The following is a 26,117-nucleotide window of genomic DNA, read 5'->3' on the forward strand; positions in this document are numbered from 1 at the left end:
TGTATCCAAAACTAACAATGAAAAGAGGAAAAAAATATGGAATTGAAATTTGTTGTGCCAGATATGGCCGAAACATTTGGAAAGATAAGTTATGCCGGTGAAGGTGAAATTTTAACAGAAGGATATGGTCGGAATACCACAGTGATTGGTCGCAGTTATCATTTATATTCCAGTAAACAACGGGCTGATGATATTGAAGTGGTGGTAGCTGCGGAAGCTGGCGAAAAGGATTTTGACCAAGACCAACCGTTAAAAGTCGTGAATCCTCACTTGGTTGCCAAAGGCTATGAGATTGAGAATCGTGGGTTTACTGATTACGTGTTGTATGTCGATGATTTAGTGAAAGCATAGGAGGAAAAGAAGATGAGATTAACAGAAGGTATTGTCGTAGATTCAGGATTAACGTTTGGGAAGTTGCGCTTTTCTGCATTACGTCGAGAAGTACGGAAACAAAACGAGGATGGAACAGTTAGTAACGAGGTAAAAGAACGAACCTATAATTTGAAATCCTCCGCGCAAGGTCGAATGATTCAAGTTAGTATTCCGGCAAATGTGCCCCTACGCGAGTTTGCTTATGATGCAGAGGTAGAGCTGGTCAATCCAATCGTGGATACCGTTGCCAATTATGTTTTTCGAGAAGGAACCACCGTTAATTGGTTCATTAAGGCAGATGATTTAGTCTTGAAACGGCAACCGAATCAAGGAAAGAAATAGGTGAAGAATATGGAAATCAATGTGGAACATATTTTAGATTGTCTCGATCGTTATGGCAAAGGAGAACTAACCAAAGAGCAAGTCAACGAGGATTTGACGATAGACGAAAAAGTATTTCTTATTATGAATCAGGATTTTTTTGAAACCAATGAAGAAGATTTTGACGTACTCAAATGGTTGGATGAGGAAGAGTCCTTCTTTATGGTTGTCGAAGTAAATGAAAATTTATGTCGCCAGGCAGAATCTGTCTTGGAAGAAATCGGTGTAGAGATGCCGGATGCCATTGAAAGTTTTTTAACACAATTGGTTGAAACGAAACAACTTCCCGTGTCAGTAAATGACTAGCATAACTTTTTGAAATTGCCCAATAAAATCCTATTGGGCAATTTTCCATTGGAGGTGGAAACCATCAAAATGTACAAAGGGCATCGCATACGCGCAGGAGATCGGCACTTGGTTTATCACTTTGTTCTTGGCTGGCTAATCGCTTTATTCATCGGTTGGATGAGCGTCTTTTATTTTCATGAGTTTAGACAATTTGAGATTTTTAAGCTATCACTTTCCACTATTGAAATTGTTTTGTCCATGAAAGATTTAATCTGCTTACTAGGAAGTCTCGCTCTTTCAGGAAGCATGATGTTACTTTATATTCATTTTTTTCCTGATTATTGGCGAAGTTTATGGCATCGACAAAAGCTAGCCCGAATGATTCTAGAAAACCATTGGTATGAAGTAAAGCAAACTCAAAGTGAAGGCTTTTTCAAAGATTTGAATAGTAGTCGAACCAGAGAGACTATCAGTTACTTCCCCAAAATTTATTATCGAATGAAGGATGGCTTACTGTCTATTCGCGTTCAAATTTCACTGGGAAAATATCAAGATCAACTCTTGAAATTGGAAAAGAAGTTAGAAAGTGGGTTGTATTGTGAGTTAGTAGAAAAAGAACTCAAAGACTCTTATGTGGAATACACCTTGTTATACGATATGATTGCCAATCGAATTGGAATTGAAGAAGTAGTGGCAGAAAATGGGGCGTTGCGATTGATGAAAAATCAAGTATGGGCGTATGATTCCTTACCTCATATGTTAATTGCTGGCGGTACAGGTGGAGGGAAGACCTATTTCTTACTCACCATTATCGAAGCACTATTGAAGTCAGATGCAGAATTGTTTATCCTCGATCCCAAAAATGCCGACCTAGCCGATTTAGGTACAGTAATGCCTCACGTATACTCCCAAAAAGAGGAAATCTCTACTTGTGTGGAAGATTTCTATGAACGCATGATGGCTCGTAGTAAGGAAATGAAAGAAATGCCCGACTACAAAACAGGAGAGAATTATGCCTATCTTGGACTTCCGCCAACCTTTTTAATCTTTGATGAATACGTGGCTTATATGGAAATGTTAACGACTAAGGAGAGTGCGGTAATTTTGAATAAGCTCAAGCAAATTGTGATGCTAGGTCGTCAGTCTGGCTTCTTTCTGATTCTGGCTTGTCAAAGACCGGATGCAAAATATTTAGGAGATGGGATTCGCGATCAATTTAACTTTCGCGTGGCTTTGGGTCGCATGAGTGAGCTCGGGTATTCCATGATGTTTGGCGAGGTCGATAAAAATTTCTTTATGAAACGCATCAAAGGTCGAGGTTATGTGGATACAGGAGGAAGTGTAATTAGTGAGTTTTATACGCCACTTGTACCAAAAGGATATGATTTCTTGGAATCCATCAAACAAGTAGCGCAATCAAAAGAAAAATGACAGCTACAGAGAAATCTAGTCTTCTAGGGTATCAGGCTAAAAGTATGATAAACTAAGGATAAAAGCGTCAGGAGGTGCAATAAAAATGACAGAGAATTATTCTTTACAGTATGCTAAAGAGAACAAAAAAGTATTAATTTCTTCTATTACTGATGGGAAAGAAAAAGAGGAAGAAAAGACTGCCATTTTTATGGCTGGAAGTCCTGGTGCTGGAAAGACTGAGGCTGCACAAACTTTGACGGCATTGAATGGTAATCTTTGTGTAATCGATGCTGATAAATTTCGTGAACTATTTCCGGGCTATGCTGGGAATAATTCAGATGAATTTCAACGAGGATCAGCACTTTTGGTAGATGCTGCTCTCGATTTAGTTCTTAAAAAGGGTTATAGTTTTATTCTTGATGGCACGTTTGCGACTTCTAAGGTAAATCAAAATATTGAACGGGCACTCAAAAAGAATTATAATGTGCTTGTTTATTATGTATATCAAGATCCATTTATTGCTTGGGACTTTACTAAAAAACGAGAAGAAGTTGAAGGCCGTTTTGTTCCTAAAGAACGTTTTATCAATGCTTTTTTTCAATCGAGAAAAAATTTGATGCAGGTGAAAAAGCAATTTCAAGAGAAAGTAACCATCAATATCTTAGTGAAGGACTTTCAAAATACGATTTCTGATTTTCTAATGGACATTGATAATGTTGAACTAGCATTACCAATCAGTTATACGAAAGAAAGATTGGAGGAAGAACTACATGACTGAGAAAGAAAAAGTTGAAGAAATTATGGAGAAGTATAACCGTAACTTTTCTACACTACAAAAGAATGCCTCTGCGAAAGAGCTGAAGACAGTCTTTAAATTTGTAGCAGATGAATCCAATCGAAAACAACGAGAATTGATTGGTTTGGATAAAGAAAAATAAATTTGAAATTGAAATATTTTTAAGAGCCAAGGGCAAAAATGTTCTTGGCTTTTTTCTTTGCGATGAATGAGGTGATTTATGACATTTTTAGATTTATTCGCCGGGATTGGTGGCTTTCGCTTAGGTATGGAACAAGCGGGTCACCAGTGTATCGGCTTTTGTGAAATTGATGAATTTGCTCGGCGGAGTTATAAGGCAATCCATGATACAAGGAAGGAGGTGGAAATGCATGACATCACAAGTGTATCAGACGAGTTTGTTCAATCCCTCGGACCAGTGGACATCCTTTGCGGTGGATTTCCGTGCCAAGCTTTTTCAATTGCGGGAAAGCGGCAAGGATTTTCCGATACTCGAGGTACTTTATTCTTTGAAATCGCTCGGTTCGCCACTCTTCTCCAACCTAAGTTTTTATTCCTTGAGAACGTCCGGGGATTGCTCAATCACGAAGGAGGGGCTACGTTCGAGACGATCCTCCGAACGCTGGATGGATTGGGGTATGATGTGGAATGGCAGGTGCTTAACTCAAAGGCCTACGTTCCCCAAAGCCGCGAGCGGGTCTTCCTTATCGGACATTCTCGAGACGCATGTACCGAACAAGTATTTCCTATCATTGGATCGTCTCCAACATCTGATCAAAACATCAGAAACTTGGTAAATATCAATCCTTCCAATCGAGGAATGGGTGGCCAAGTCTATGGTTCAGATGGGGTTGCCCTAACCTTAACCGGTGATGAAGGAATCAAAATCGCATTGCCGGTAAAGGATGGAATTTCTGTAGCCGGTATGTTATCAGGAAATTTTGAACAAGGCAATCGTGTTTATGAGGTAACTGGAACTGCCCCCACTTTGTCAACGAAACAAGGGGGAACGAAAATCATGATTCGGAAAAATGAAACAGAATATCAAGAGGTGAAGCCAGGGGACAGTGTGAACTTGGCTTTTCCTAATTCCACAAGTCGTCGAGGCCGTTTGGGAAAACAAAGTGTGCATACCTTACTAACAGGAGACCAACAGGCAGTCGTCACAGATCAGTACCAGATTCGGAAGCTAACACCTAGAGAATGCTGGCGACTTCAAGGATTTCCCGATTGGGCCTTTGACCGGGCCTCTCAAGTCAATTCAGATAATCAGTTGTATAAACAGGCCGGAAACTCTGTAACAGTTCCGGTCATTTTTGATATTGCTAGAAGATTAAAGGAGGTAAAAGCACATGATTTATGATGAGTTGATTGGAGAAATCTACTGGGTGATTGGCAAGATTCAGTCAGATCCGGAACTGGAAGAAGAACTGTACCGGCTCAATTTTGATATTCGAAAAAATGGGGTGAAGGTCCCTGGTGATTCATATGTAATGGACGAGGAAACCGATGCTCGAATTGAGTTGAATCAGGTTATCAGTGAATTCGAACGGATTGCGGACCTTGCCAAAGAACCGGATATCCGCCAATACTTGTTTGAGATAAAAGCAGAATTGGAAATTGAGGGTATTACTGCGGAGTAACAACCAGATAAACCACTGATAGGCGCTGACCGCGGGGGATTTGCGAAGCAGGAATCCTCCGTGGTGCTGTGCCTGTTCATGGACGGCGCCAGCCGGCCATGATGTCTCACCCCCCGTATCTAACAGGGGGGTACAAAAACACAAAAAATAAGCAAGTAACCATTAAGAATTACTGGTGTAGCAAGGATATTAAGTAATTTGTATAGGTGTTAACTCATTTGAAAAAGTTAACACCTTGAATTTGGAGGTGAGAACTTGGCACAACGGAATTTAGATTATCGGCTATTAAAAGACCGACGCAACGAATATGGTATTTCGCAAAATAAATTGGCTACCGCTTGCGGGCTTAGTCGTCCCTATTTAAACCAGATAGAAAACGGTGGCGTAACACCATCCGCAAAGACCATGAGAAAAATTTTTGACCAATTGGAAAGTTTCAATCCCGATTTGCCTTTGACATTACTGTTTGACTATGTAAGGATTCGTTTCCCCACAACGGATGCACGAAAAATTATTCAAGAAATTCTCCATTTGAAATTTGAGTATATGCTTCATGAAGATTACGCCTTTTACTCTTATCAGGAACAATATGTCATGGGAGATATTGTGGTGATGTTGTCTCATGAAGAAGATAAAGGTGTTCTTTTAGAATTAAAAGGGCGTGGTTGTCGACAGTTTGAAACTTTTTTACTTGCTCAAAAGCGTAGCTGGTACGATTTTTTCGAAGATTGTCTAAAATCCGGTGGCGTGATGAAACGCTTAGACTTAGCAATCAATGATCGAGTGGGGCTATTGGATATTCCTGATTTAACGAAAAAGTGTCAGAAAGAAGAATGTATCTCCTTGTTTCGTACCTTCAAAAGTTATCGTTCCGGGGAACTGTTGAAAGCCGATGAAAAGGATGGCATGGGCAATACCTTATATATCGGCAGTCTCAAAAGTGAGGTTTATTTTTGTTTGTACGAAAAAGATTATGAACAATATATCAAGTTAGGGATTCCATTAGACCAAACTGAAACGAAAAATCGCTTTGAGATTCGACTGAAAAATGACCGCGCTTATCATGCGATTCAAGATTTGTTAAAAGGTCGTAGTATTGAAAGTACCACATTTTCCATTATCAATCGGTATTTGCGATTTGCGGATAAAGTAGATGGAAAACGGCGAACCAACTGGCCCTTGAATGAACAATGGGGTCGTTTTATTGGACGGAATCGGAAAGAGATTCAACTCACTTCTGAACCCAAACCGTATACCATTGAACGAACCTTGAATTGGCTAGGCAGACAAGTTGCCCCTACGTGGAAAATGGCTAAGGAGTTGGATCGTTTGAATCAGACAGCCTATATCCAGGATATGGTACAGAATGCACGCTTATCAGACCGGCACAAAAAGATTTTGGAACAACAAAGTATGGCAATTGAAAACTTGATTGTATGAAAAGAGGAATATTGATGGAAATTGTAAAAGATATTTTATTGGGATTTAGTGGCAGTCTGCTTGGTGTTACGATGCATTCAAGTGCAGAAGCAGACCGAGCAATGGAAAAGAAAGGAAAGTGACGAGATGAATTTCGGACAAAATTTGTATCAATGGTTTTTAACCAATGCCCAATCCTTAGTCTTACTGGCAATTGTGGTCATTGGGTTATTTTTAGGATTTAAGCGGGAGTTTTCTAAATTGATTGGCTTCTTGGTGATTGCCTTGATTGCGGTCGGTCTGGTCTTTAATGCTTCTGGTGTGAAGGATGTCTTACTCAATTTGTTTAACCGAATTGTCGGTGCGTAAGGGGGATTCACGATGGAACAGATGCGTGTTTATATTGCGAACCTTGGAAAATACAATGAAGGTGAGTTGGTGGGGGCATGGTTTACCCCACCTGTCGATTTTGATGAAGTGAAAGAACGGATTGGATTAAATGACGAATACGAAGAGTACGCGATTCATGATTATGAGTTGCCTTTTGAGATTGATGAGTATACGCCAATTGAAGAAATTAATCGTTTGTGTGGCTTAGCGGAGGAACTAGAAGGAACGCCAATTGGTGAAGTCGCTTCTGAGATTCAGCATGCTTTCTTCAATTCTTTTGAGGAAATGGTAGAGCATGTGGATGATATTGTCTATTATCCAGATTGCGATGATATGAGTGATGTAGCATATTTCTTGATTGTAGAAAATGGTGAATTTGGAGAAGTACCAGAACACTTGAAGACGTATATTGATTTTGATGCGTGTGGTAGAGACTTGGAGATTGGGGGAAATTATTTGGTAACGAGTCGAGGTGTTTTTGAGTATCCATATTAACAAAATTATTGAAGGGTAGTTGATTTCTAAACTATCCTTCTTTTTAAAGGAATGATTTGATGAAAAAAATAAAAAGTTACACCAGTATTTGGGCAGTTGAAAAGATCATTTACGCAATTAATGACTTTCAGCTGCCTTTTCCTGTGACCTTTAATCAGATGGCTTGGTTTGTTTTATCCTTGCTGTTTGTCATCGTATTTGCCCATGTGCCTCCACTATCTATGATAGAGGGGGCCTTTTTAAAATACTTAGGCATACCGGTAGCGGTTACTTGGTTTATGTCGCAAAAGACGTTTGACGGAAAGAAACCATTGGGATTTTCACGATCCTTTGTCAGCTATCACTTACGATTTAAGGTCACTTTTGCGGGAAAGAAAGTCAAAGAACAAAAGAAACGATGGGACGAATCAATCACCTTAGTAAGGAGTGTGAACTATGTACCCGATTAAGTATATTGAAAATAATCTTGTCTTTAATCAAGAAGGCGAATGTTTTGCCTATTATGAATTAGTGCCTTACAACTACTCCTTTTTGTCACCAGAACAAAAATATCAAGTACATGATAACTTTCGCCAATTGATTGCACAAAACCGTGAAGGTAAGATTCATGCCTTACAAATTGCTACAGAAAGTAGTATTCGCGCCACACAAGAACGATCGAAAAAGGAAATTACCGGGCGATTAAAAGAAGTGGCGAAACAACGAATTGATTTACAGACAGATGCTTTAGTATCCATGATTGGCGATAGTCAGATTGATTATCGCTTTTTTATTGGCTTCAAACTGATTGTGACAGATGAAGAGGTCAATCTAAAGAATCTCAAGAAATCTTTCTTTTCTGGACTTCAAGAATTTGTCTATGGAGTGAATCATCATTTAATGGGCGATTTTGTTTCCTTATCCAATGAAGAAATTCGTCGCTATTCTAAGCTTGAAAAATTAATGGAAAGTAAATTGGCTAGAAGATTTAAAGTCAGACGAGTCACACCGAGTGATCTGACGTATTTGATTGAACATATCTATGGCGAAAAAGGGACACCATTTGAAGAATACGAATTTCAGCTACCAAAGAAAAAGCTAAAATTAGAAACACTGGTGAAACGTTATGACCTACTGCGTCCTAGTCGTTGCTTGATTGAAGAAAAGCCTCGGTACTTACGTATGGAACATGAAAATCATGAATCGTATGTAGCGTATCTAACAATTAATACGATTGTAGGAGAGATGGAGTTTCCTTCCTCGGAACTTTTCTATTACCAGCAACAACAATTTACGTTTCCGATTGATACTTCAATGAATGTAGAAATCGTGACGAACAAAAAGGCGCTAGCGACCGTTCGCAATAAGAAAAAGGAACTGAAAGATTTAGACAACCATGCCTATCAATCTGACAATGAGACGAATTCCAATGTCTTAGATGCGTTGGATTCCGTGGATGAATTGGAAACCGCCTTGGATCAGTCGAAAGAATCTATGTACAAACTAAGCTATGTGGTTCGGGTGAGTGCGGATTCTGTGGATGAATTAAAGCGGCGTTGTGATGAAGTGCTTGATTTTTATGATGATACCAATGTAAAAATAGTCCGGCCCTTTGGCGATATGATGGGACTACATGAAGAATTCTTACCTTCTAGTAAGCGATACATGAATGATTATATCCAGTATGTTACGTCGGATTTTCTCGCCGGACTTGGATTTGGCGCTACACAGATGTTAGGCGAGTTAGAAGGTATTTACTTTGGCTATAACGTAGATACGGGGCGCAATGTTTACCTGAAACCGGCATTGGCCTCACAAGGGGTAAAGGGTTCAGTTACCAATGCGCTAGCTGCCGCTTTCCTTGGTTCACTTGGTGGTGGGAAGTCCTTTAGTAACAATCTCTTAGTCTATTATGCCGTCCTTTTTGGTGGGCAAGCTGTGATTGTCGATCCAAAGGGAGAACGCGGTGGTTGGAAAGAAACCTTGCCAGAAATTGCGGATGAAATCAATATTCTTAACTTGACCAGTAAGTCAGAAAATCAAGGTTTACTTGATCCCTACGTGATTATGAAGAAAAAGAAAGACTCAGAAAGTTTGGCGATTGATATCCTGACCTTTTTAACAGGAATTTCCAGTCGAGATGGGGAGAAGTTTCCCGTTTTACGCAAGGCCATTCGAACCGTTACCCAAAGTGAACAACGAGGATTATTACAAGTAATCGTTGAATTGCGTAAAGAGGGTTCGTCAGTCGCGGAAAATATCGCGGATCACATCGAGTCTTTTACCGATTATGATTTTGCCCATTTGCTTTTCTCAGATGGGTCAATTACTCAATCGATTAGTTTAGATAAACAGTTGAATATCATTCAAGTTGCGGATTTGGTTTTACCAGATGCGGAAACGACTTTTGAAGAATACACTACCATGGAGTTGTTAAGCGTTTCGATGCTAATCATCATTTCGACTTTTGCCTTGGACTTTATCCATAGTAATCGAGAAGTTTTCAAGATTGTGGACCTGGATGAAGCTTGGAGTTTTCTTCAAGTAGCGCAAGGGAAAACATTATCGAATAAGCTCGTTCGTGCTGGGCGGGCCATGAATGCCGGTGTTTACTTTGTCACGCAAAATAGTGATGACTTACTGGATGAACGTTTGAAGAATAATATCGGGTTGAAGTTTGCTTTTCGTAGTACCGATATTCATGAAATCAAGAAAACCTTGGAATTCTTTGGCTTAGATCAAGAAGATGAAAGCAATCAAAAACGTCTGCGAGATTTGGAAAACGGCCAATGCTTGATGCAAGATTTGTATGGAAGAGTTGGCGTAGTTCAAGTTCACCCTGTATTTGAAGAACTCTTCCATGCCTTTGATACCCGTCCACCTGTTCAAGAGAGAATGGAGTGAGGAGATGAGAAAGAAACTTTTTCGGATTGCAGGAATAATCGCAATCAGTCTCTGTGTCATGTTACTTCTTCTCAGTCTGATTGGAACGGTGGCTGAGGCAACAGTTCTGGTTGATGATACAGTTGAAGCCGGAAATCTCTATTCCCAATATTCACTTGGTAACTATCAGTTGGATTTCTTTGTGGATAGTTCGTGGGATTGGCTGCCTTGGAATTGGGGTGATGGCTTAGGCAAGAGCGTGATGTATGGCCTGTATGCCATTACCAATTTTATTTGGACGGTTAGCCTCTATTTATCAAGTGCCACGGGCTATGTAGTTCAAGAAGCTTACAAGTTAGATTTCATTTCAGACACGGCTGAAAGTATTGGAAAAAATATTCAAACTTTAGCCGGCATTACCGAAAATGGATTACAGACATCAGGATTTTACTTTGGATTTCTATTATTAATGGTTTTAGCCCTAGGGGTGTATGTGGCGTATACCGGTCTACTCAAACGAGAAACTACCAAAGCAGTCCGGGCTGTCATTAATTTTGTGATGATTTTTCTACTTTCAGGTTCGTTCATTGCCTATGCGCCTACCTATATCACAAAAATCAATGACTTTAGCTCAGATGTCAGCGAAGCGGCTCTTAGCCTTGGAACCGAGATCGTTGTACCCAATTCAGAAAGCCAAGGAAAAGATAGTGTGGATTTGATCCGGGATAGCTTGTTTTCGATTCAAGTCCAACAACCTTGGTTACTATTACAATTCGATGATTCCAATATAGAAGAAATTGGCGAAGACCGGGTCAACAAGATTCTATCTGTGAGTCCAGATGAAAATAAGGGCAAGGATCGGGAAGAAGCGGTCAAGGCAGAGATTGAAGACAATGACAATGCGAATCTAAGTATTACCAAGACCATGAACCGCTTAGGGACCGTGGTCTTTTTGGTATTGTTCAATATTGGTATTTCCTTCTTTATTTTTCTTTTAATAGGGATTATGTTGTTCTCGCAAATTCTCTTCATTATCTTTGCGATGTTTCTGCCGATTAGTTTCTTATTGTCCATGTTGCCGACTTATGAAAGTTTAGGAAAGAAGGCGATTATTCGCTTATTCAATACGATTATGATGCGAGCGGGAGTGACATTAGTCATTACGACTGCATTTAGTATCTCCACGATGTTTTTCAATATTTCAGCGAACTATCCCTTCTTCATGGTAGCTTTTTTGCAAATTATGACCTTTGTCGGTATCTATTTCAAATTGGGTGACATTATGAGTATGTTCAATCTCCAAAGCAATGATAGTCAGTCAATGGGCAGACGGGTTATGCGAAGACCTCAAATGTTGATGAACCGTAAATTGCGGCAACTTAATCGAAATGTGGGACGAACTTTAGCTTTTGGCGGTGGTGCAGCAGTCGGAAATAAATTGGCAAAGGAACAATCAAAATCCAAATTTAAGCCATCCGGTTCTTCTCTACGAAAGAATTCACGATTACCTAACGATCACGAGGTACCATCTGACTTGAATAAGGAAAAGCCAACTTCAAATAATAAGAAACAATCTCGAATGAATTTGGCTGGGAGAAAAATCGGCAAAGTTCTGGATACCCAAGCTTTGGTGAAAGATAAGACCAAACAAGTAAAGGATGGAGTATGGAATGCGCCAACCAACCTGAAATACAATCTCCATCAAGGAATCGAAAAGACGAAAAAAGCACCAGAAGAATTCAAACGCGGACTTGTCCAAGAAAAAGCAAATCGAGCGGAATTGCGAGAAAAACAGCGACAACGTAGAGATGAGAAAATGGCTGAAAAGCGCAAAGCATTGAACGAAACAGGGAATCGTCATGGGAAAAGAAGGGGAAATGTTCCGATAAAAGCGGAGGTCCAACCTCAGAAAGGTAGGATACCGAAAGAAGAAGTATCAAAACGAATTGTGAAAGGCAATCTGAATCCTGAAATCAAACGGAAGCTAGCTAGTCAGGAAATTGTTTCAAAAAGAATAAGTCAACCATCTAATAAGAAAAATTCTTTCCAACAAGTGAAACGGCGGTCTACTCTGCCCAAGCGAACTAATCAAAAAGTACAAAAAAGAATGAACTCTCGTCCAAAATCAAGGTCAGGTGAGAAAAAATGAATGTAAAGAAATTAAGTATCATTTCGTTAACCTTTCTGACAATCTCCTTTATGGGAATCTTGATGTGTGTGGGTTTGTTGTTTGGTGAAGACAGCGAAGGAAGTGGCAGTTCAGGTGCTTCTCCTGGCGGAACTAGCGTCTCAGAAGAAGTTTTGAAACACCGGGCAATGGTGGAAAAATATGCCAAAGAATCGGATATAACAGAGTATGTCCCGATTCTTTTGGCGATTATTCAAGTGGAATCTGGTGGGAAAATGGAAGATGTTATGCAGAGTTCAGAGTCGGCAGGCTTACCACCGAATTCATTAAGTACCGAGGCATCCATTAAACAAGGTTGTCTCTATTTTGCGTCTTTGGTTAATCGTTCCAAAGAGCTAGGGTGCGATCAAGATAGTATCATTCAGGCCTATAACTATGGCGGTGGATATTTGGATCATGTCGCGAAAAACGGGAAGAAGCATAGTTTTGCTTTAGCTGAATCATTTTCAAAGGAAAAATCGGGTGGCCAAAAAGTAGACTACCCCAACCCAATCGCGATTAAGGAAAATGGTGGGTGGAGGTATAACTATGGCAATATGTTTTACTGTTTATTAGTGAAGCAATATCTAACTACAACACAGTTTGATGACAAAATAGTCCAAGAAATTTTTGATGAGGCATTTAAGTATGAAGGAACGGACTATGTGTTTGGTGGCTCAAGTCCTGAAACGGGATTTGATTGTAGTGGCCTGACCCAATGGTGCTATGCCAAAGTTGGTCTGAACCTTCCTCGGGTGGCTCAGGATCAGTATGATGCCATGACACATATTGATCTAAAAGATGCCAAACCAGGTGATTTAGTTTTTTTTCATTCGACTTATGATGCCGGTACGTATGTGACCCATGTGGGCATTTACGCAGGCGAGAATCGTATGTTTCATGCAGGAGACCCAGTGGGATGGACGAATCTGACAGAAAACTATTGGCAGCAGCATCTTATCGGAGCTGGCCGATACAAATAAGAGAAAAGAGGAAAAATAATGAAGATAAAAATTGAACGGAATCAGAAGGAAAAGACCCCAAAAAAGAAGAAAGAACGAGTCGTTTCAAAGGGCAAGCATCGGAAAACGGTGCTTGCCCTTTGGCTTTTACTGTCTGGTAGCCTTGCTTTTGGCATTTATAAAAACTTCACTGCCATTAATCAGCATACAACTCATGAAAAAGTGGTTATGAAGGAAAAGGTAGTGAATACTTCTGGCGTTGAAAGTTTTACGAAGGATTTTGTGAAAGAATATTTTTCCTGGAAGAATAACAAGGAAGTAATTGAAAAGAGAATGAGTAATCTCGGACAGTACCTCACAGAAGAAGGTCTCACTTTGAGCCGAGATATGGTTCGAGCGGATATTCCCACTAGTTCTGAAGTTCAATCAGTAAAAATTCTAGATGTTGAAAAGAATTTAGAAGAATTTACCGTTTCGTTTTTAGTGGAGCAAAAGATTACAGAAGGGAAAAAGACACAATCAATTTCTTCTGCTTATCGAGTGACAATCTTTGAAGATGAAAAAGGGAATCATATTGTGACGAGTTTGCCTACCATGATTGCAAAACCAGACAAGGCAAAATACGAGGCAAAACAAGTAGAAAGTGATTCGGAAATTGATGCCAAAACCACAGAAGAAATCACTGAATTTCTAGAGACATTTTTCAAGCTTTATCCAACAGCATCGGAAAAAGAACTTGAATACTACGTGGAAGATGATGCGATGCAACCAATCAATGCAAATCTGAAGTTCGTAGAATTAGTGGGTCCAGTTTATTTAGGTGATGGGAATGATACTCAGGTGAATGTCGATGTGAAATATCTGAATGATTTGTCAAAAGTAACCAATAAATTTCAGTATACGCTACGATTGCAAAAAAAAGAGAATTGGAAAATTGTTGATTATAAATAATATTGTTAATTTGGAAGAAATAACACAGGCATTATACTATTTGATGGTGTAATGTCTGTGTGGTGTCTCTTTTTTTCAGTATAAAATGAACTAAAATTTTTGTAGAGTAATTCACTCCAGTATACTGTGGAATAGCAAAATTGAATTGACTACACTAAACATAAAAAATCTTCATCGAGATTTTTATTATTGGATTTGGTTACCCTTTTGAGGATTTAAAAACGTCTGAAATAAAAATTATCCATTATTCGTATAGAAAATAGTAAGTCTATATTGCAAAGAGTCTCGTTCTTGCCGTGCAATTGGGATGTTCAGACTCAATTTAATGGAATCCAAATTTGAACAAATAGCCCACATATCATTTTGATATACTGGGCTATTTTTGTTTACGCTAAAGTGTAGATAGAATGACATGCAATCAAGTATGAAAGTCTTCAATAGAAAATGAGTTGAATCTAGAAAATTTAATAAAAGAAAATATACTATTAACAGATTCTTCACTGAGTACTATATTTTATCTTCTATGAGTTATCATTTTTTAATTATCACCCATTTTTTCAAGGAATTTCTTTTGAATCAAGGTCATAAGATCGAGCCATCTACTTGAATTGTTAACTGAATCTAAGTAGAAAAGTATCTGATGTTCTGATTGCTTTTCTAAACTGTCTGTAATAATGATGTCTGCTTGAGAAAAATCATTCGTGAAAATGATATTTTTTGAGTTAAAAACCGCTTGGATACGTTTTTCTATTATATATACATTTGTAAAAACCTTAGACATTTGAATGTACAACTTTAAGGTGGTCTCTTTTTTAGAAGATGAAATAGTGTAAAGTAATCCAGCAATATATTTTTCTAACTCTTTATCCTCAAAAAGTAAATGAATTTCAGTTTTGATAATATTCATATAATCATCATTTTTAGTAATATTCAAGTAGGGAATAGGAAGCATCAAATCAAGAAAAAGCCGATATTTGTCTCCGATAATTGAATAAAGGACATTAAAAATAGTTAAGTAGTATAAATATATTTCCTTTTCTGTAGAACCAGCGGAATCACAAGAAACATTTGAAAATCTTGAATATATCTCGTTTGAAAATCGACAAGCAGGATGATTAAAATATTCAAATTTTCTCCCTAATCTTAACTTTGCCTCGGATGGAATTAAGTCGGAAAGAAAAATTCTTGTGAAAAAATTGAAATATATTTTTTCTGATTTCGCTATATTTTGTGGGAGGGATACAAAAAAATTCTTTTTTAATGTTTCTGATACATCGTAATTATCTTGAATTAATTCCATTAGGCTATAAAGGGAGGAATTCGGCTTAATAATTAGATATTTACTATTTGAAAAGCGTTGCTTTGTTATTTCACTTAGTAAGTAGAAGGCATGATTTTTAGTTAGAGAAACGGAAGATTCACTATTATCAAAATTTATCTTCGGAGTTTCTGAGTCAAAAGGCCACTCAATACCTTGGAAGAAATCTTGTAGGACTATATATGAAAATAATCGTAAACAGATTTCATCTCCTTCTAGTTTGAAGATTTGATTGGAACTGTGAACGGATAAATTGAACGGTGCAATACAATCATTCAATTGCGAGCATAACTTGAATAAATATGTTTCTGAGATGAAAAGATTATCGATAATTTGCTGCTTTGAAATACTATAATTTGTAAGGAATAACACGCAAAGCCTAAATAAACTTGAGTTATTAGAAAGGAACAACTTTAATTGATAAAAATAAGTAATAGCATTGTCTACAAATATTGAGTTTATTGTTATGAATCCTTGATTACTTGAAATGATGAGATCATTTTTATTATTCGTACACTCAAGAAAATAAGCATTTAGTTTAAGAATATCACCTTTAATTGTTAATTTTGGAATACCCATTTCATCTGACAGGATAGCTAGGGTAGTGGGATGGTTAGTAATTATTTGATGTAGTACATTTAGTTCTCTTTCATAGTGGTTTGAAATTATCATATTGTTTGAAACCTCTTTTCTAAGTTACTAAAGTATTGTTGATAAGTATAAATTATGGAATATATATATAAGAATAGATATATTTTGTATAGTGAAAAAATCGTTTATAAGTGATACCATGGCGATAAATTTCAAATGAGTATCTTTAAAATATCTGGTGCCAATCAGATAAATAATCTAAAATCTTAAAAATTATCAGTAGGATGTGAACTAAAATGTTTTTTAATATTTTTATTGGAGTTATTTTAACTATCTTAGTCTTTGTTTTCATTAAACCCATAATTTTTATAGTTCGGTGGATTTTGTATATATTGGAATTTTTGCTTTCTTTTTTATAGAATAGTAAAATCTTTAACTTTATTTCAAACGCTTGATGGGACATGGAAAAATGATTTATTTGCTTACCTTGTTAAGGGGTAATTGTGGAACTATCAGCTCAGAATTTAGCCTATCTAGGAGTTCATTTTGAATTGTTTTGACGAGTTCATACCATCTTTTTTTATTACTTATATTGTCTAGGTAAAAGAGAACTTGTTTATCTATCTTTTTTTCAAAACTGTCAGTTATGATTATGTCTGCTTCTGAGTAATCATCTGTAAATACAATATTTTTTTGATTAAAAATATCACGTAATCTTTCTTGTATTACATAAACTGAAGTAAATACCTTTGTCATTTGGATATATATTTTCAATTTAGAGGTTTTATGGAAATGGCATAGTGTGCAAAGAATAGTAACAATGTAGTTCAGCTCTTCCTTGTCAATATATAGATCATCAAGTTCGCGTTTTATAGAATTTAAATAAATGCTTTTTTCACTAATATCTAAATAAGTTGTGGGGACTAATAAACTTAAAAAATCAAAGTATTTATTGCCAATGGTCTGATATAAAATTAAACAGATATTAATATAGTATAAAAAAATATAATTAGTTTCAGTACATCCAGAAGCCGATAAGATTCTGGAAAATTTCTCATAGGTCTTACGGGATTTTATACAAGTTTGATGATTGTAAGATTCGAATATGCGCCCGAGTTCTACTTTCTTTTTTATGGGGATAATGTCTGAAAGAAAAATTCTTTCAAAAAAATTAACATATAGTCTTTCACTTTCCTTAGTCGAAGAATCTAAATTATCAAAAGAATCATTTTTTAGAAGCAAACTACCATCATAATTGTCCATTATCATTTTAAAGAGATCAAAGTTGGGATTTGTAGAATTAATTGAAAGAAACTTTTTATATTTAAAACGTTGTGTCAATATTTGATTAAAAAGTTGAATTGAAAAATCTTTTGTTAAAGAGTTTTTGCTGAATTCATCTTCTAAATTACTATTTGGTTTATATGAATCAAAAGGCCACTTAATTCCTTGAAATGAATCCTGTAATAATAGGTAGGTAAAAATCCGATAGCAAATTTCATTTCCCTCTATAGAATAGATGGAATTTTCTTTTTTTAAAAACAAATCAAAAACTGAAAGATACTTATTTAATTGCTGCCGAAGCTTTACCAAATAATGAGTAGATATATATAGACGTTCAATAAGATGATTTTGATGGATTTCTCCGTTGGTAACTAAAAGTATGCACAATTGGTAAAGAATTGATTCGTTTAAAAGATAAAACTTCAAATGATAATAATAAGAAATAGGATCATCTGAAAATGGAGAATTAATTTTAATAGAACCACTTGTATTAGTTAAAATTATTTTTCTTTTGTAATCAAATTGTTGATGGAAAATACTGTTTATTTTAGTAATGTCTTCTCCTATTGTTCTTTTTGATATCTTCATTTCTTTTGAGAGAATATCAAAAGAGGTTTTTTTACTAGTCATAATTAGATGAAGCAATGTTAATTCTCTTTTGGTTTTGTTTGAAATAAGCATCAGAAGTCACCTCGAATATTATTTGTCTTTGAGTATCATTACAATTCTATTCTCTGTGAACTCCTTGTCGATATACTATCTTTGTATAAATATATACGTTATCTGTACATTTACGAAAGTCATAGAAGAGTCTTCTCGTTTTTTTTTGAGAAAAAATAAATGGGAATTCATATTATATCGTTATTTTATTTGAATAAAATCTAACTTTTTTTATTTGAAAAGAATTAGAGAAAATATTGCTATTTGAAAAATTAATTGGTTCCAATTTTAGTCTACTAAGTAAAAATCCTTATGAATACTGACTTATTTATGGAATAAATCATAAAGTAAGGTAGAAAAACAATCATTTTGTCGCCATTTTATTCTAATGTTTATCTGTAACATAATGATACTCCAGTTTTACAGACATCGTCTAGCTAAAAAATAGTTTTATTATTTTTAAGATTCAATGATTTAAAAAATATTTGTCGGTATATTTTTGGCGGGAGGCAGAATATACAAATCTGGTATATTGCTATACCCAATTTGTATTGTCACATTGAATGAGAAAGATGCTAATATACTTTCTGCAACCAAAAAGTTACTTTCTGTGAAATAGTTAAATTCAGTCTAGAATTATTTGGAAGATAAATATTTGTACTGGTGGACTAATTTTGCAGAATAGTAATTTAAGTGGAAGCTGTAAAAACGAAAGAAAAGAGGAGATTCAAAATGATCAAAAAATTATTGGTAAGTGCAGTAGTTCTGGGAGGAGTTGTTGCGTTGGCTCCAACAAGTGCAAGTGCATGGACAGGTGGGGATGCTGATCCCAACGATACACCTCACACTGTAACAGGTTCTGAAACTGGAGATTTTGCTGTAAACGGGTGGATTGGGGAATGGGATGATACTGATCCTGGCTCACCTACTGATCCCATTGATCCATCAGTAATCGATATCACTATCCCATCAAAAGTTTTATATGCTAACAGTGTAGATGATACCGGAGCTCCTACAGCTAGTATTATTTCACCAGTCTATAAACTTGAGAATAATTCTTCAACAAATGGTATAAAGGTCGCAGTCGAAAAGTTTGCATTAAAAAATTCTGTATCAATTACACAAGATCTTTCTATTAAAAGCTCTACCGGAGTTGAAGTTCCATTACAAAAGAAAAGTGGTCAGATGTTATCAAGTCAAAAATATTTGACATCGATTGATCCTAGCTCAGTTGATACCTTTACATTAACAGGTTCAATTGACCCAAACGTTTTTCCGGCTTCTGGGGATGCAGCATTGCGTCCGGAGTATCAGGTGAATTTGCATTTTACCGCTGTAAAGTAAGAGTTCAAATGAATTTACATTTCACAACTATATAAATGAAATAGTTCCAAAAACGTATTTTCAGAAAGTTTAAATAAGAGGGGAAGGGAAAACCTCCCTTCCTTCTTTTATTCATCGTGTAAGGAGATCTATAAATGAATAGTATGGAAAGCCAAGAAGAAAAGAAAAAAAAGAAGAAGTTAATTATACTATTACTCTTACTACTACTTATTCTTGGATCAGGAGTAACGGCCTTTATTTTGAGAGATAAATTTTTCTCAGAACCTAAAGTAGTTAGTGGTCTTCCTGAATTGGAATCTGACTTGGAAGTTATGACTGATGAGCAGATGTTAAAATTCATGCAATCAGAAATTGATAAGGATAAAGTAAATATTAATCTGAAACATGAGATAGCAGTTTCTAAAGAAACAAATGTTGCTCAATTTGAAATAAAAAATAAGCCCACGAACGCATACAACATTCAAGTTCAGTACTTGTTAAAAAAGGGGAATAAGCAGATATATAAGTCTGGCTTAATTCCTCCAAATAGGCAATTAATGGAAGCAAAGCTAGAGAAAGAATTGTTAGAAGGCAGCTACGATATCAGTATTGTTTATACAGTTTTTGATAATGAAAAAGAAATAAATCAGGCAACGATTGATGGAGTGCTGTATGTTAGTTAAAAAAGTTCTATTTTGTATGCTTTAAGGATGGTGGGGTGAGCCTGAGAACAAGAGGATGAGGTAACTATGAAAAAAAAGTTTAAATTTATTGTCTGTCTAACTTTAGCATTGATGTTTTCTTCTGAAATTGCTCAGACATGTAGTGCTGGTCAACAAGTTGTCTGGGCACAAGAAGAATCAACAAGTAATAGTGAATTAACCATTCAAAGTAAGGAGTCAATATTTGATACAGAAGTTTCAGATAAGCAAGAAAGTATCGAGAATACTTCTGAGAATGATTCAAGTTCTCAGAACACAGTAGCATCTAGCACAGAGATTCAAGATACTTACGGAAGTGGTATTGATAATTCTTCTACGTCAAAAAATCAGATTGATGAAGTATCACCTACCCAAGTAACTGAAATAACGAATAATAGTCAAGCCTCTACATCAACAAGCACGCAGGACAAAGAGATACCTACTCCTCTCGCTTATGAAAATGATACACAAGCAAAAGCAGCAGCAGCGGCTATTACAGCGTATAAAAAGAAAATTGCAGAAGCCTATTCTAATGCACAGTCAAAAACGTTAGGGAATTATAAAGGAGCAAGTGTTTCTAGTAACTTAACAATAGCCAAAAACGCTGCTCCGTCAACTGAAGCAATTAATGGTAGTTATAAGTGGGTATATACTTCAAAAATAACAATAACAATGTTTGACTATAGTGGAAGTGTTGGAGATAACTCGTTTTCAACTTCTGTAAGTAATACATCAACAAATAATGTATTAACTATTGATATCTCTCGTGATAGAGCAAATCATGAAGTAGCACAATTAAATAAACAAATCCCATTGAGTTATACAATAGAATTGATAGAAACGGAATGGGCTAAGAACCCAATCACAGGTAACTGGGACGAAACTAGAGAGAAAAAATTTACTAACAATGTAGGTGGTGCCTATACCGGCACTTTTAAGTACAGCAATGTAGATGGTGATGGTATCCCTTCAAATTTTCAAAAGGAGTATGCTGTCTGGCGTCAAAAAGCAGCAACATCTCTTGTGCAATCAAGTGGTGCTGCTATTGCATCAGCTTATGAAAAATTAGGATCAGCAGTCGGGGATACCACGACTTTCACGGTTCCTCTACAAACAGAAGCAACCACTAGCGGTAGTACGGCGAATATCTTCAAAGGTCGCTATATTGCTGATGCTTCCAAGTTTTCTTTGGTTCTTTCTAATGATTTAGCTTCTTGTTTTTCAATTACAAAAACGGGTAACACAAGTGATACCATGACTTTTTCTATGAAACGATTAAAAAAGGAGGATCCGACTGGATCACCGTCAATTAGTCTTTCTGTTAGTCATGATAAAAGTGGTCAAACGATTACTGTTAGTTCATTTAAATATGCTCTACCAATGGAAGCCGCTAATATAAAAACTGATAAAGTTTCTACAAGTATAGGTATCGATAATAGAACAATTACTGCAACGCCCATTGAGCAAGATATTTTAATCGGTACTCAAGAAGAGGATCTTCCAGCTGCCAGCGACATGATTACGGATGTTCGCTTAAATGATGGAGTGACAGTAAATCCAAGTGGCTATACTGCTGAGATTATATCGGTTCCAACGTTCGATACCCTGGAAGTAACCGATACAATCGAAGTAAAGTTAACACGTCGAAAAACAGGCGTTAGTACAACAATAAAAGTACCCGTAAAAATGAAATGGAATGGGACAATTCAATTAAAGGGAAATGGAGATCGTTCTGCAGGAGCATACACCTTACACAAAGTGAACGGAAAGTATTTCATTCGTGCTTCTTATGGGTTTGCAGCAAGCAAAAGCGAGCTGATTCATTCTTACTATAATAGTACGTACTATTCTCTTGAAGTTTTAACGGGCGATGGTCGTCTTGATAATTTAGCAGTCGATTATACGTATAATGTGAAAGGAACGTCCAAAGTACCTGATGTAATCAAGGCCTTTGGGACAGGTGGAGAATACGAGGTTCAGCTCGGCGATATTGTCAAAATTTTTCACGAAGAACCCAAGAATCGTCATAAATATGTGGATGATACACAAAAAGAAATTACACCACCACTTGGAGATGATCAAACGGTTTACTATCTGGTGACTGCGGATGGTTTTGTTCCGTATCGTTTGAATGCCTTATCTGCTAATGAAATGTCAATTACTACGGCTACTTCCGATAAAGAGCTAGATGAATTAATCGATGAAATGATTAATTTTAATGGGTATACAGGAAATGGGTTAAGTGTTTCTAAAATAACTAAGTATCCTGATCGCTCAACAGCTGGAAAAACGACTGGAACTGTCGAAGTAAAAGAAACCATTGATGGGGTCACACATACATTTGAATATGAAGTTCCTTTTATTGTAGATCAAGAATGGGAAATTCAGGCAGATGTCATTGAGCAAGAAGTACTCCTTGGTACCAAAACCGATGAGCTTCCAGATGTTAACAAAATGTTTGAAAATGTAACGCTAAACGATCCGGACCAAACACCAGTAAATCCTGATGGTTATACCGCTGAGATTCTATCTGTTCCAACGTTTGATAACATGGAAGTAACCGATACAATCGAAGTAAAGTTAACACGTCGAAAAACAGGTCTAAGTACAACTTTACACGTCCCTGTAAAAATGAAATGGAATGGGACAATTCAATTAAAAGGAAACGGAGACCGATCTGCTGGAGCTTACACTTTACACAACGTGAACGGAAAATACTTCATTCGTACTTCATATGGTTTTAAAGTTAATGATTCCTATGCCATCCATGATTATTATCCCGGTACGTATTATTCCCTTGAACTTTTAACGGGTGATGGTCTTCTTGATAATTTAGCAGTTGACTATACGTATAACGTGAAAGGAACATCCAAAGTACCTGATGTAATCAATAACTTTGGGACAGGTGGGGAATATGAAGTTCAGCTTGGCGATATTGTCAAAATCTTTCACGAAGAACCCAAAAATCGTCATAAATATGTTGATGATACACAAAAAGAAATCACACCACCACTTGGAGATGATCAAACGGTTTACTATTTGGTGACTGCAGATGGGTTTGTTCCGTATCACTTGAACGTTCTATCGGCAAACAAAATGACTGTTGATATCTTAACGACGGAAAAAGAACTCGATCAATTAGCGAATGAAATGATTGATTTCAAAGGCTATACCGCAAATGATTTGAAAATTTCAAAAATTACTACGTATCCAGATTGTTCAGCAGTTGGAGAAGCTACAGGGAAAGTTTTAGTGGAAGAGACGATTGCAGGTGTTACGCACACAACTGAATATAGTGTGCCATTTACTATCGTGGATCAAAGAAAAGTACAAGCAGATCCTATTCCTCAAGATATCCTAATTGGTACTAAAGAATCGGAGCTGCCAGATGTTAGTGACATGTTTGAAAATGTTACTTTAGATGATGGAACAGCAATTAATCCTGATGGTTATACAGCAAAAATTACCTCAGTTCCCTCGTTTGATAGTTTAGCAGAAACCGATACAATCCAAGTGGAATTAACTCGTAGAAAAAATGGTAGTACTACTATTATTGAAGTTCCTGTGAATATGAAATGGAATGGAACGATTCAGTTAAAAGGCTTATCGGATAAAACTGCTGGAGCATATACACTGCACCACGTATCTAGTAAATATGTGATTCGATCATCTTTTGGAGTTTCAAAAGAATTGAACAAGGATATGCAAGTTCATAGTTCCTATGATAGTACGTATTATACCCTCTCAGTTTTATCAGGTACTGGTCAGTTAGATAAACTATCTGTTGATTATATGTATGATGTCAAAGGAACAGATAAGGTGTCTGATGTAATCAATAACTTTGGGACAGGTGGGGAATATGAAGTTCAGCTTGGCGATATTGTCAAAATCTTTCACGAAGAACCCAAAAATCGTCATAAATATGTTGATGATACACAAAAAGAAATCACACCACCACTTGGAGATGATCAAACGGTTTACTATTTGGTGACTGCAGATGGGTTCGTTCCGTATCATTTGAACGTTTTGTCATCCAACGATATGACCATAGCAGCTGCAACTACTGATAAAGAATTAGATGCATTAACAAATGAAATGATTAATTTCAAAGGTTATAACGAAAATAATTTAAAAGTAGCTAAAATTACTGAATATCCAGATCGCTCAGCAGCCGGAAAAACTTCAGGAAAAGTTTTAGTGGAAGAAACAATTAATGGAGAAACACATAATCTTGAATATGAAGTAGCATTTACTGTCGTAGATAATCTAAGTGCTACAGGAAAACAAATGGCAGACTTACCGCTTGGGATCACAATTTCGTCGAAACCAAGTGACTATGTTACGGTAGCTACTACTCCAGAAGATGAGGCTAAGTTAACTTTTGAATGGGTAGATACTCCGATTGAGACAACGGTTATTGGGAAACATCAAGCGACCGTTCGAATCACTAGTCAAACGTTTAACCAAACGATTGATGTTCCAATTGATTACACAGTAATCTATGGTAAGACTATTGTTTTAGGTGACACACCAATGGTTGGATTTAGCTTATTTGATAATTCAGGAACACCACGTCTTGTCAGTACAGGGTTGGATTTGACTCCAAATGTCAATCTTGCACTAAGACCGCAGACGTCAATCTACAGACAATCTACTTCAAATAAAATTTTCAACTTTACAACACAAACGGTATATCAAAGACCAAGTGCTTGGGCAAATGGGTGGAATGAATCTTTAGCACTTTCTACAACTGATTTAACTTATGGGGATGTTCTTGCTATTCAAACTTTTCATCAGGCATATCCGGGGACTTCCTTAAACGGTAGCCAAACCTACGTGGCTAGAAATGAAACCCTGGTTAAAGAAGCAGAAGGGTTTATGGAAGCAATGTACGAATTAACCCCGGCGGGATACAATCTATTGTCTGTTAATCGCTTAACACCTACACTTCAAGAAATTGAAAAAGGGACGACAAAAGAAGAACTTGCTAAACGTGTCGAAGACTTCTTGTCAGTAGAAAATCATCCAGAACTCAAGGTGAAAGAATTTGAAAGCTATCCAGATACCTCTAAAACTGGTCTTACTGAGGCCACTATTAGAGTTACCGAAACTCTAAGTAGCGGCAACACCTTTGATTATGATTATGTAGTTAAGTTTAATGTTATTGATCCGAAATTAGTACTAACAAGCGACTTAAAAGTTGCTAACTTATCTAGAAATGAAGAAGAAACAAATGTTGGCGATGAACTTTTGTATGTATATACGCTAACAAATAGTAGCCCATTAGGAAAACTCAAATCAGGAAGTTTATCCATTGAGCTACCAAAAGAGTTGAATCCTGTTGGAACATTTAAGCAAGATGTTACAGTTCCTCAATTAGGAATAGGTGAAACCTTTACTTATCAAGTAAAGGTCAAGGTAACCGAGCAAGCAATAAATCAAAATCCAGTGGTTAGAGTTACAGGCAAGGCAACTAATGAGTCTGATATTGAACAGGATATTCCTGAAGCAAAAATCGAAGTTCCTGGAGGAGTAGTTGGTAAAATTGATACTTCAGAAATAAATATAACGATTCCTAGCAAGATGAACTTTGGCGCTGATGAGGATACTATTATCTCACCTGTCTATAAAATAGAAAATAATTCTCAAGTTCCTGTGGAAGTCAAAGTTGATCAATTTGATGCAGATGTAAATCTAAAAGGAAAAGATTTGGTTCTTAATCTAGTATCGGATGATAAAAATGTAGTTTTATTTAAAGATGATAAAGGTCTACACCAAGCTGAGTCTTTAGGAATTCTAAATTATAATGAAGTAGAGATTATTGAGTTTTCTGGATCTGTAAAGAGCCAAAAAGAAGTATCGAAATCTTCATCAATAATGCGGTTTAGATTTAAACCTACTCCATGAGTTAATTATTGAATTCTAGGGTTGGTAAAGATTTTTCATTTCAGGAAAGTGAATTACATCCATTAGTAGCAAACCAAGAATTGGAAATTTTAAATTCTCAATCTGATGGTGGATTTAAAATTAAGGGAGCATGTTACGAAAAATATAAAATACAACATATAAATGACCTTCAAATTTGAAGCGATTTAATAGAG

At 36.5% G+C, this 26,117-nt stretch carries 22 protein-coding genes; 20 read left to right on the top strand and 2 right to left on the bottom strand.

Annotated elements, in window-relative coordinates; genetic code table 11:
• Positions 1–36 precede the first annotated feature (36 nt).
• The 17 genes from JZO71_RS01345 to JZO71_RS01425 all read left to right on the top strand — a co-directional run bounded on the left by JZO71_RS01345 (position 37) and on the right by JZO71_RS01425 (position 14,139).
• A complete protein-coding gene (locus JZO71_RS01345) occupies positions 37–351 on the top strand; it encodes a YdcP family protein (protein ID WP_086269165.1) in 315 nt (104 codons plus the stop codon).
• A 12-nt stretch (positions 352–363) separates the two neighbouring features.
• Complete coding sequence (locus JZO71_RS01350; RefSeq protein ID WP_086269166.1) at positions 364–714, top strand: YdcP family protein; 351 nt, start codon at positions 364–366, stop codon at positions 712–714.
• A gap of 9 nt (positions 715–723) precedes the next feature.
• A complete protein-coding gene (locus tag JZO71_RS01355; RefSeq protein WP_086269305.1) occupies positions 724–1,059 on the top strand; it encodes a type II toxin-antitoxin system RelB/DinJ family antitoxin in 336 nt (111 codons plus the stop codon).
• A gap of 69 nt (positions 1,060–1,128) precedes the next feature.
• Positions 1,129–2,472, top strand: coding sequence for an FtsK/SpoIIIE domain-containing protein (locus JZO71_RS01360; RefSeq protein ID WP_206897810.1), 1,344 nt, complete (start codon positions 1,129–1,131; stop codon positions 2,470–2,472).
• A gap of 85 nt (positions 2,473–2,557) precedes the next feature.
• On the top strand, positions 2,558–3,232 hold the full coding sequence (locus JZO71_RS01365; protein ID WP_206897811.1) for a zeta toxin family protein: 675 nt from the start codon (positions 2,558–2,560) through the stop codon (positions 3,230–3,232).
• A complete protein-coding gene (locus JZO71_RS01370) occupies positions 3,225–3,392 on the top strand; it encodes a hypothetical protein (RefSeq protein ID WP_002298811.1) in 168 nt (55 codons plus the stop codon). Before JZO71_RS01365 ends, JZO71_RS01370 begins: the two co-directional genes overlap by 8 nt.
• Before the next feature lie 78 nt (positions 3,393–3,470).
• Positions 3,471–4,613 carry a DNA cytosine methyltransferase gene (locus tag JZO71_RS01375; protein ID WP_206897812.1) on the top strand — a complete coding sequence of 381 codons (1,143 nt, stop codon included), beginning with the start codon at positions 3,471–3,473 and terminating at the stop codon, positions 4,611–4,613.
• Positions 4,603–4,893: a hypothetical protein gene (locus JZO71_RS01380; protein WP_002390861.1), complete on the top strand. Its 291-nt coding sequence runs from the start codon at positions 4,603–4,605 to the stop codon at positions 4,891–4,893. Before JZO71_RS01375 ends, JZO71_RS01380 begins: the two co-directional genes overlap by 11 nt.
• Positions 4,894–5,148: 255 nt before the next feature.
• A complete protein-coding gene (gene mobT, locus JZO71_RS01385; RefSeq protein ID WP_206897813.1) occupies positions 5,149–6,333 on the top strand; it encodes a MobT family relaxase in 1,185 nt (394 codons plus the stop codon).
• On the top strand, positions 6,330–6,455 hold the full coding sequence (locus JZO71_RS01390) for a DUF3789 domain-containing protein (protein WP_206897814.1): 126 nt from the start codon (positions 6,330–6,332) through the stop codon (positions 6,453–6,455). Before mobT ends, JZO71_RS01390 begins: the two co-directional genes overlap by 4 nt.
• A 4-nt stretch (positions 6,456–6,459) precedes the next feature.
• Entirely contained in the window at positions 6,460–6,681 is a 222-nt protein-coding gene (locus tag JZO71_RS01395; protein ID WP_002298822.1) for a hypothetical protein, read from the top strand.
• Between the two features lie 12 nt (positions 6,682–6,693).
• Complete coding sequence (locus JZO71_RS01400) at positions 6,694–7,197, top strand: antirestriction protein ArdA (protein WP_016613859.1); 504 nt, start codon at positions 6,694–6,696, stop codon at positions 7,195–7,197.
• Between the two features lie 59 nt (positions 7,198–7,256).
• A complete protein-coding gene (locus JZO71_RS01405) occupies positions 7,257–7,646 on the top strand; it encodes a conjugal transfer protein (protein WP_206897815.1) in 390 nt (129 codons plus the stop codon).
• On the top strand, positions 7,633–10,080 hold the full coding sequence (tcpF, locus tag JZO71_RS01410; protein ID WP_206897816.1) for a conjugal transfer ATPase TcpF: 2,448 nt from the start codon (positions 7,633–7,635) through the stop codon (positions 10,078–10,080). Before JZO71_RS01405 ends, tcpF begins: the two co-directional genes overlap by 14 nt.
• Positions 10,081–10,084: 4 nt before the next feature.
• Positions 10,085–12,208, top strand: coding sequence for an FUSC family protein (locus JZO71_RS01415; protein ID WP_206897817.1), 2,124 nt, complete (start codon positions 10,085–10,087; stop codon positions 12,206–12,208).
• Positions 12,205–13,209, top strand: coding sequence for a bifunctional lytic transglycosylase/C40 family peptidase (locus tag JZO71_RS01420; RefSeq protein WP_206897818.1), 1,005 nt, complete (start codon positions 12,205–12,207; stop codon positions 13,207–13,209). The genes JZO71_RS01415 and JZO71_RS01420 overlap by 4 nt, the downstream gene beginning before the upstream one ends.
• Before the next feature lie 18 nt (positions 13,210–13,227).
• On the top strand, positions 13,228–14,139 hold the full coding sequence (locus JZO71_RS01425) for a conjugal transfer protein (protein ID WP_206897819.1): 912 nt from the start codon (positions 13,228–13,230) through the stop codon (positions 14,137–14,139).
• A 538-nt stretch (positions 14,140–14,677) separates the two neighbouring features.
• On the opposite strand, the gene JZO71_RS01430 is transcribed toward JZO71_RS01425, so the two are convergent.
• Both JZO71_RS01430 and JZO71_RS01435 read right to left on the bottom strand, forming a co-directional pair.
• Complete coding sequence (locus JZO71_RS01430) at positions 14,678–16,129, bottom strand: helix-turn-helix domain-containing protein (RefSeq protein WP_206897820.1); 1,452 nt, start codon at positions 16,127–16,129, stop codon at positions 14,678–14,680.
• Between the two features lie 393 nt (positions 16,130–16,522).
• Complete coding sequence (locus JZO71_RS01435) at positions 16,523–18,013, bottom strand: helix-turn-helix domain-containing protein (protein ID WP_206897821.1); 1,491 nt, start codon at positions 18,011–18,013, stop codon at positions 16,523–16,525.
• Between the two features lie 762 nt (positions 18,014–18,775).
• On the opposite strand from JZO71_RS01435, the gene JZO71_RS01440 reads away from it, so the two are divergent.
• From JZO71_RS01440 to JZO71_RS01450, 3 genes are all read left to right on the top strand, one after another.
• Positions 18,776–19,336: a hypothetical protein gene (locus JZO71_RS01440; RefSeq protein WP_206897822.1), complete on the top strand. Its 561-nt coding sequence runs from the start codon at positions 18,776–18,778 to the stop codon at positions 19,334–19,336.
• 134 nt (positions 19,337–19,470) lie between these two features.
• Positions 19,471–19,998, top strand: a complete 528-nt coding sequence (locus JZO71_RS01445; RefSeq protein ID WP_206897823.1) for a hypothetical protein — start codon at positions 19,471–19,473, stop codon at positions 19,996–19,998.
• Positions 19,999–20,064: 66 nt separating this feature from the next.
• On the top strand, positions 20,065–25,923 hold the full coding sequence (locus JZO71_RS01450) for a putative mucin/carbohydrate-binding domain-containing protein (protein WP_206897824.1): 5,859 nt from the start codon (positions 20,065–20,067) through the stop codon (positions 25,921–25,923).
• Positions 25,924–26,117: the final 194 nt, after the last annotated feature.

The organism is Candidatus Enterococcus courvalinii, assembly GCF_017315945.1.
GTDB lineage: Bacteria > Bacillota > Bacilli > Lactobacillales > Enterococcaceae > Enterococcus_B > Enterococcus_B courvalinii.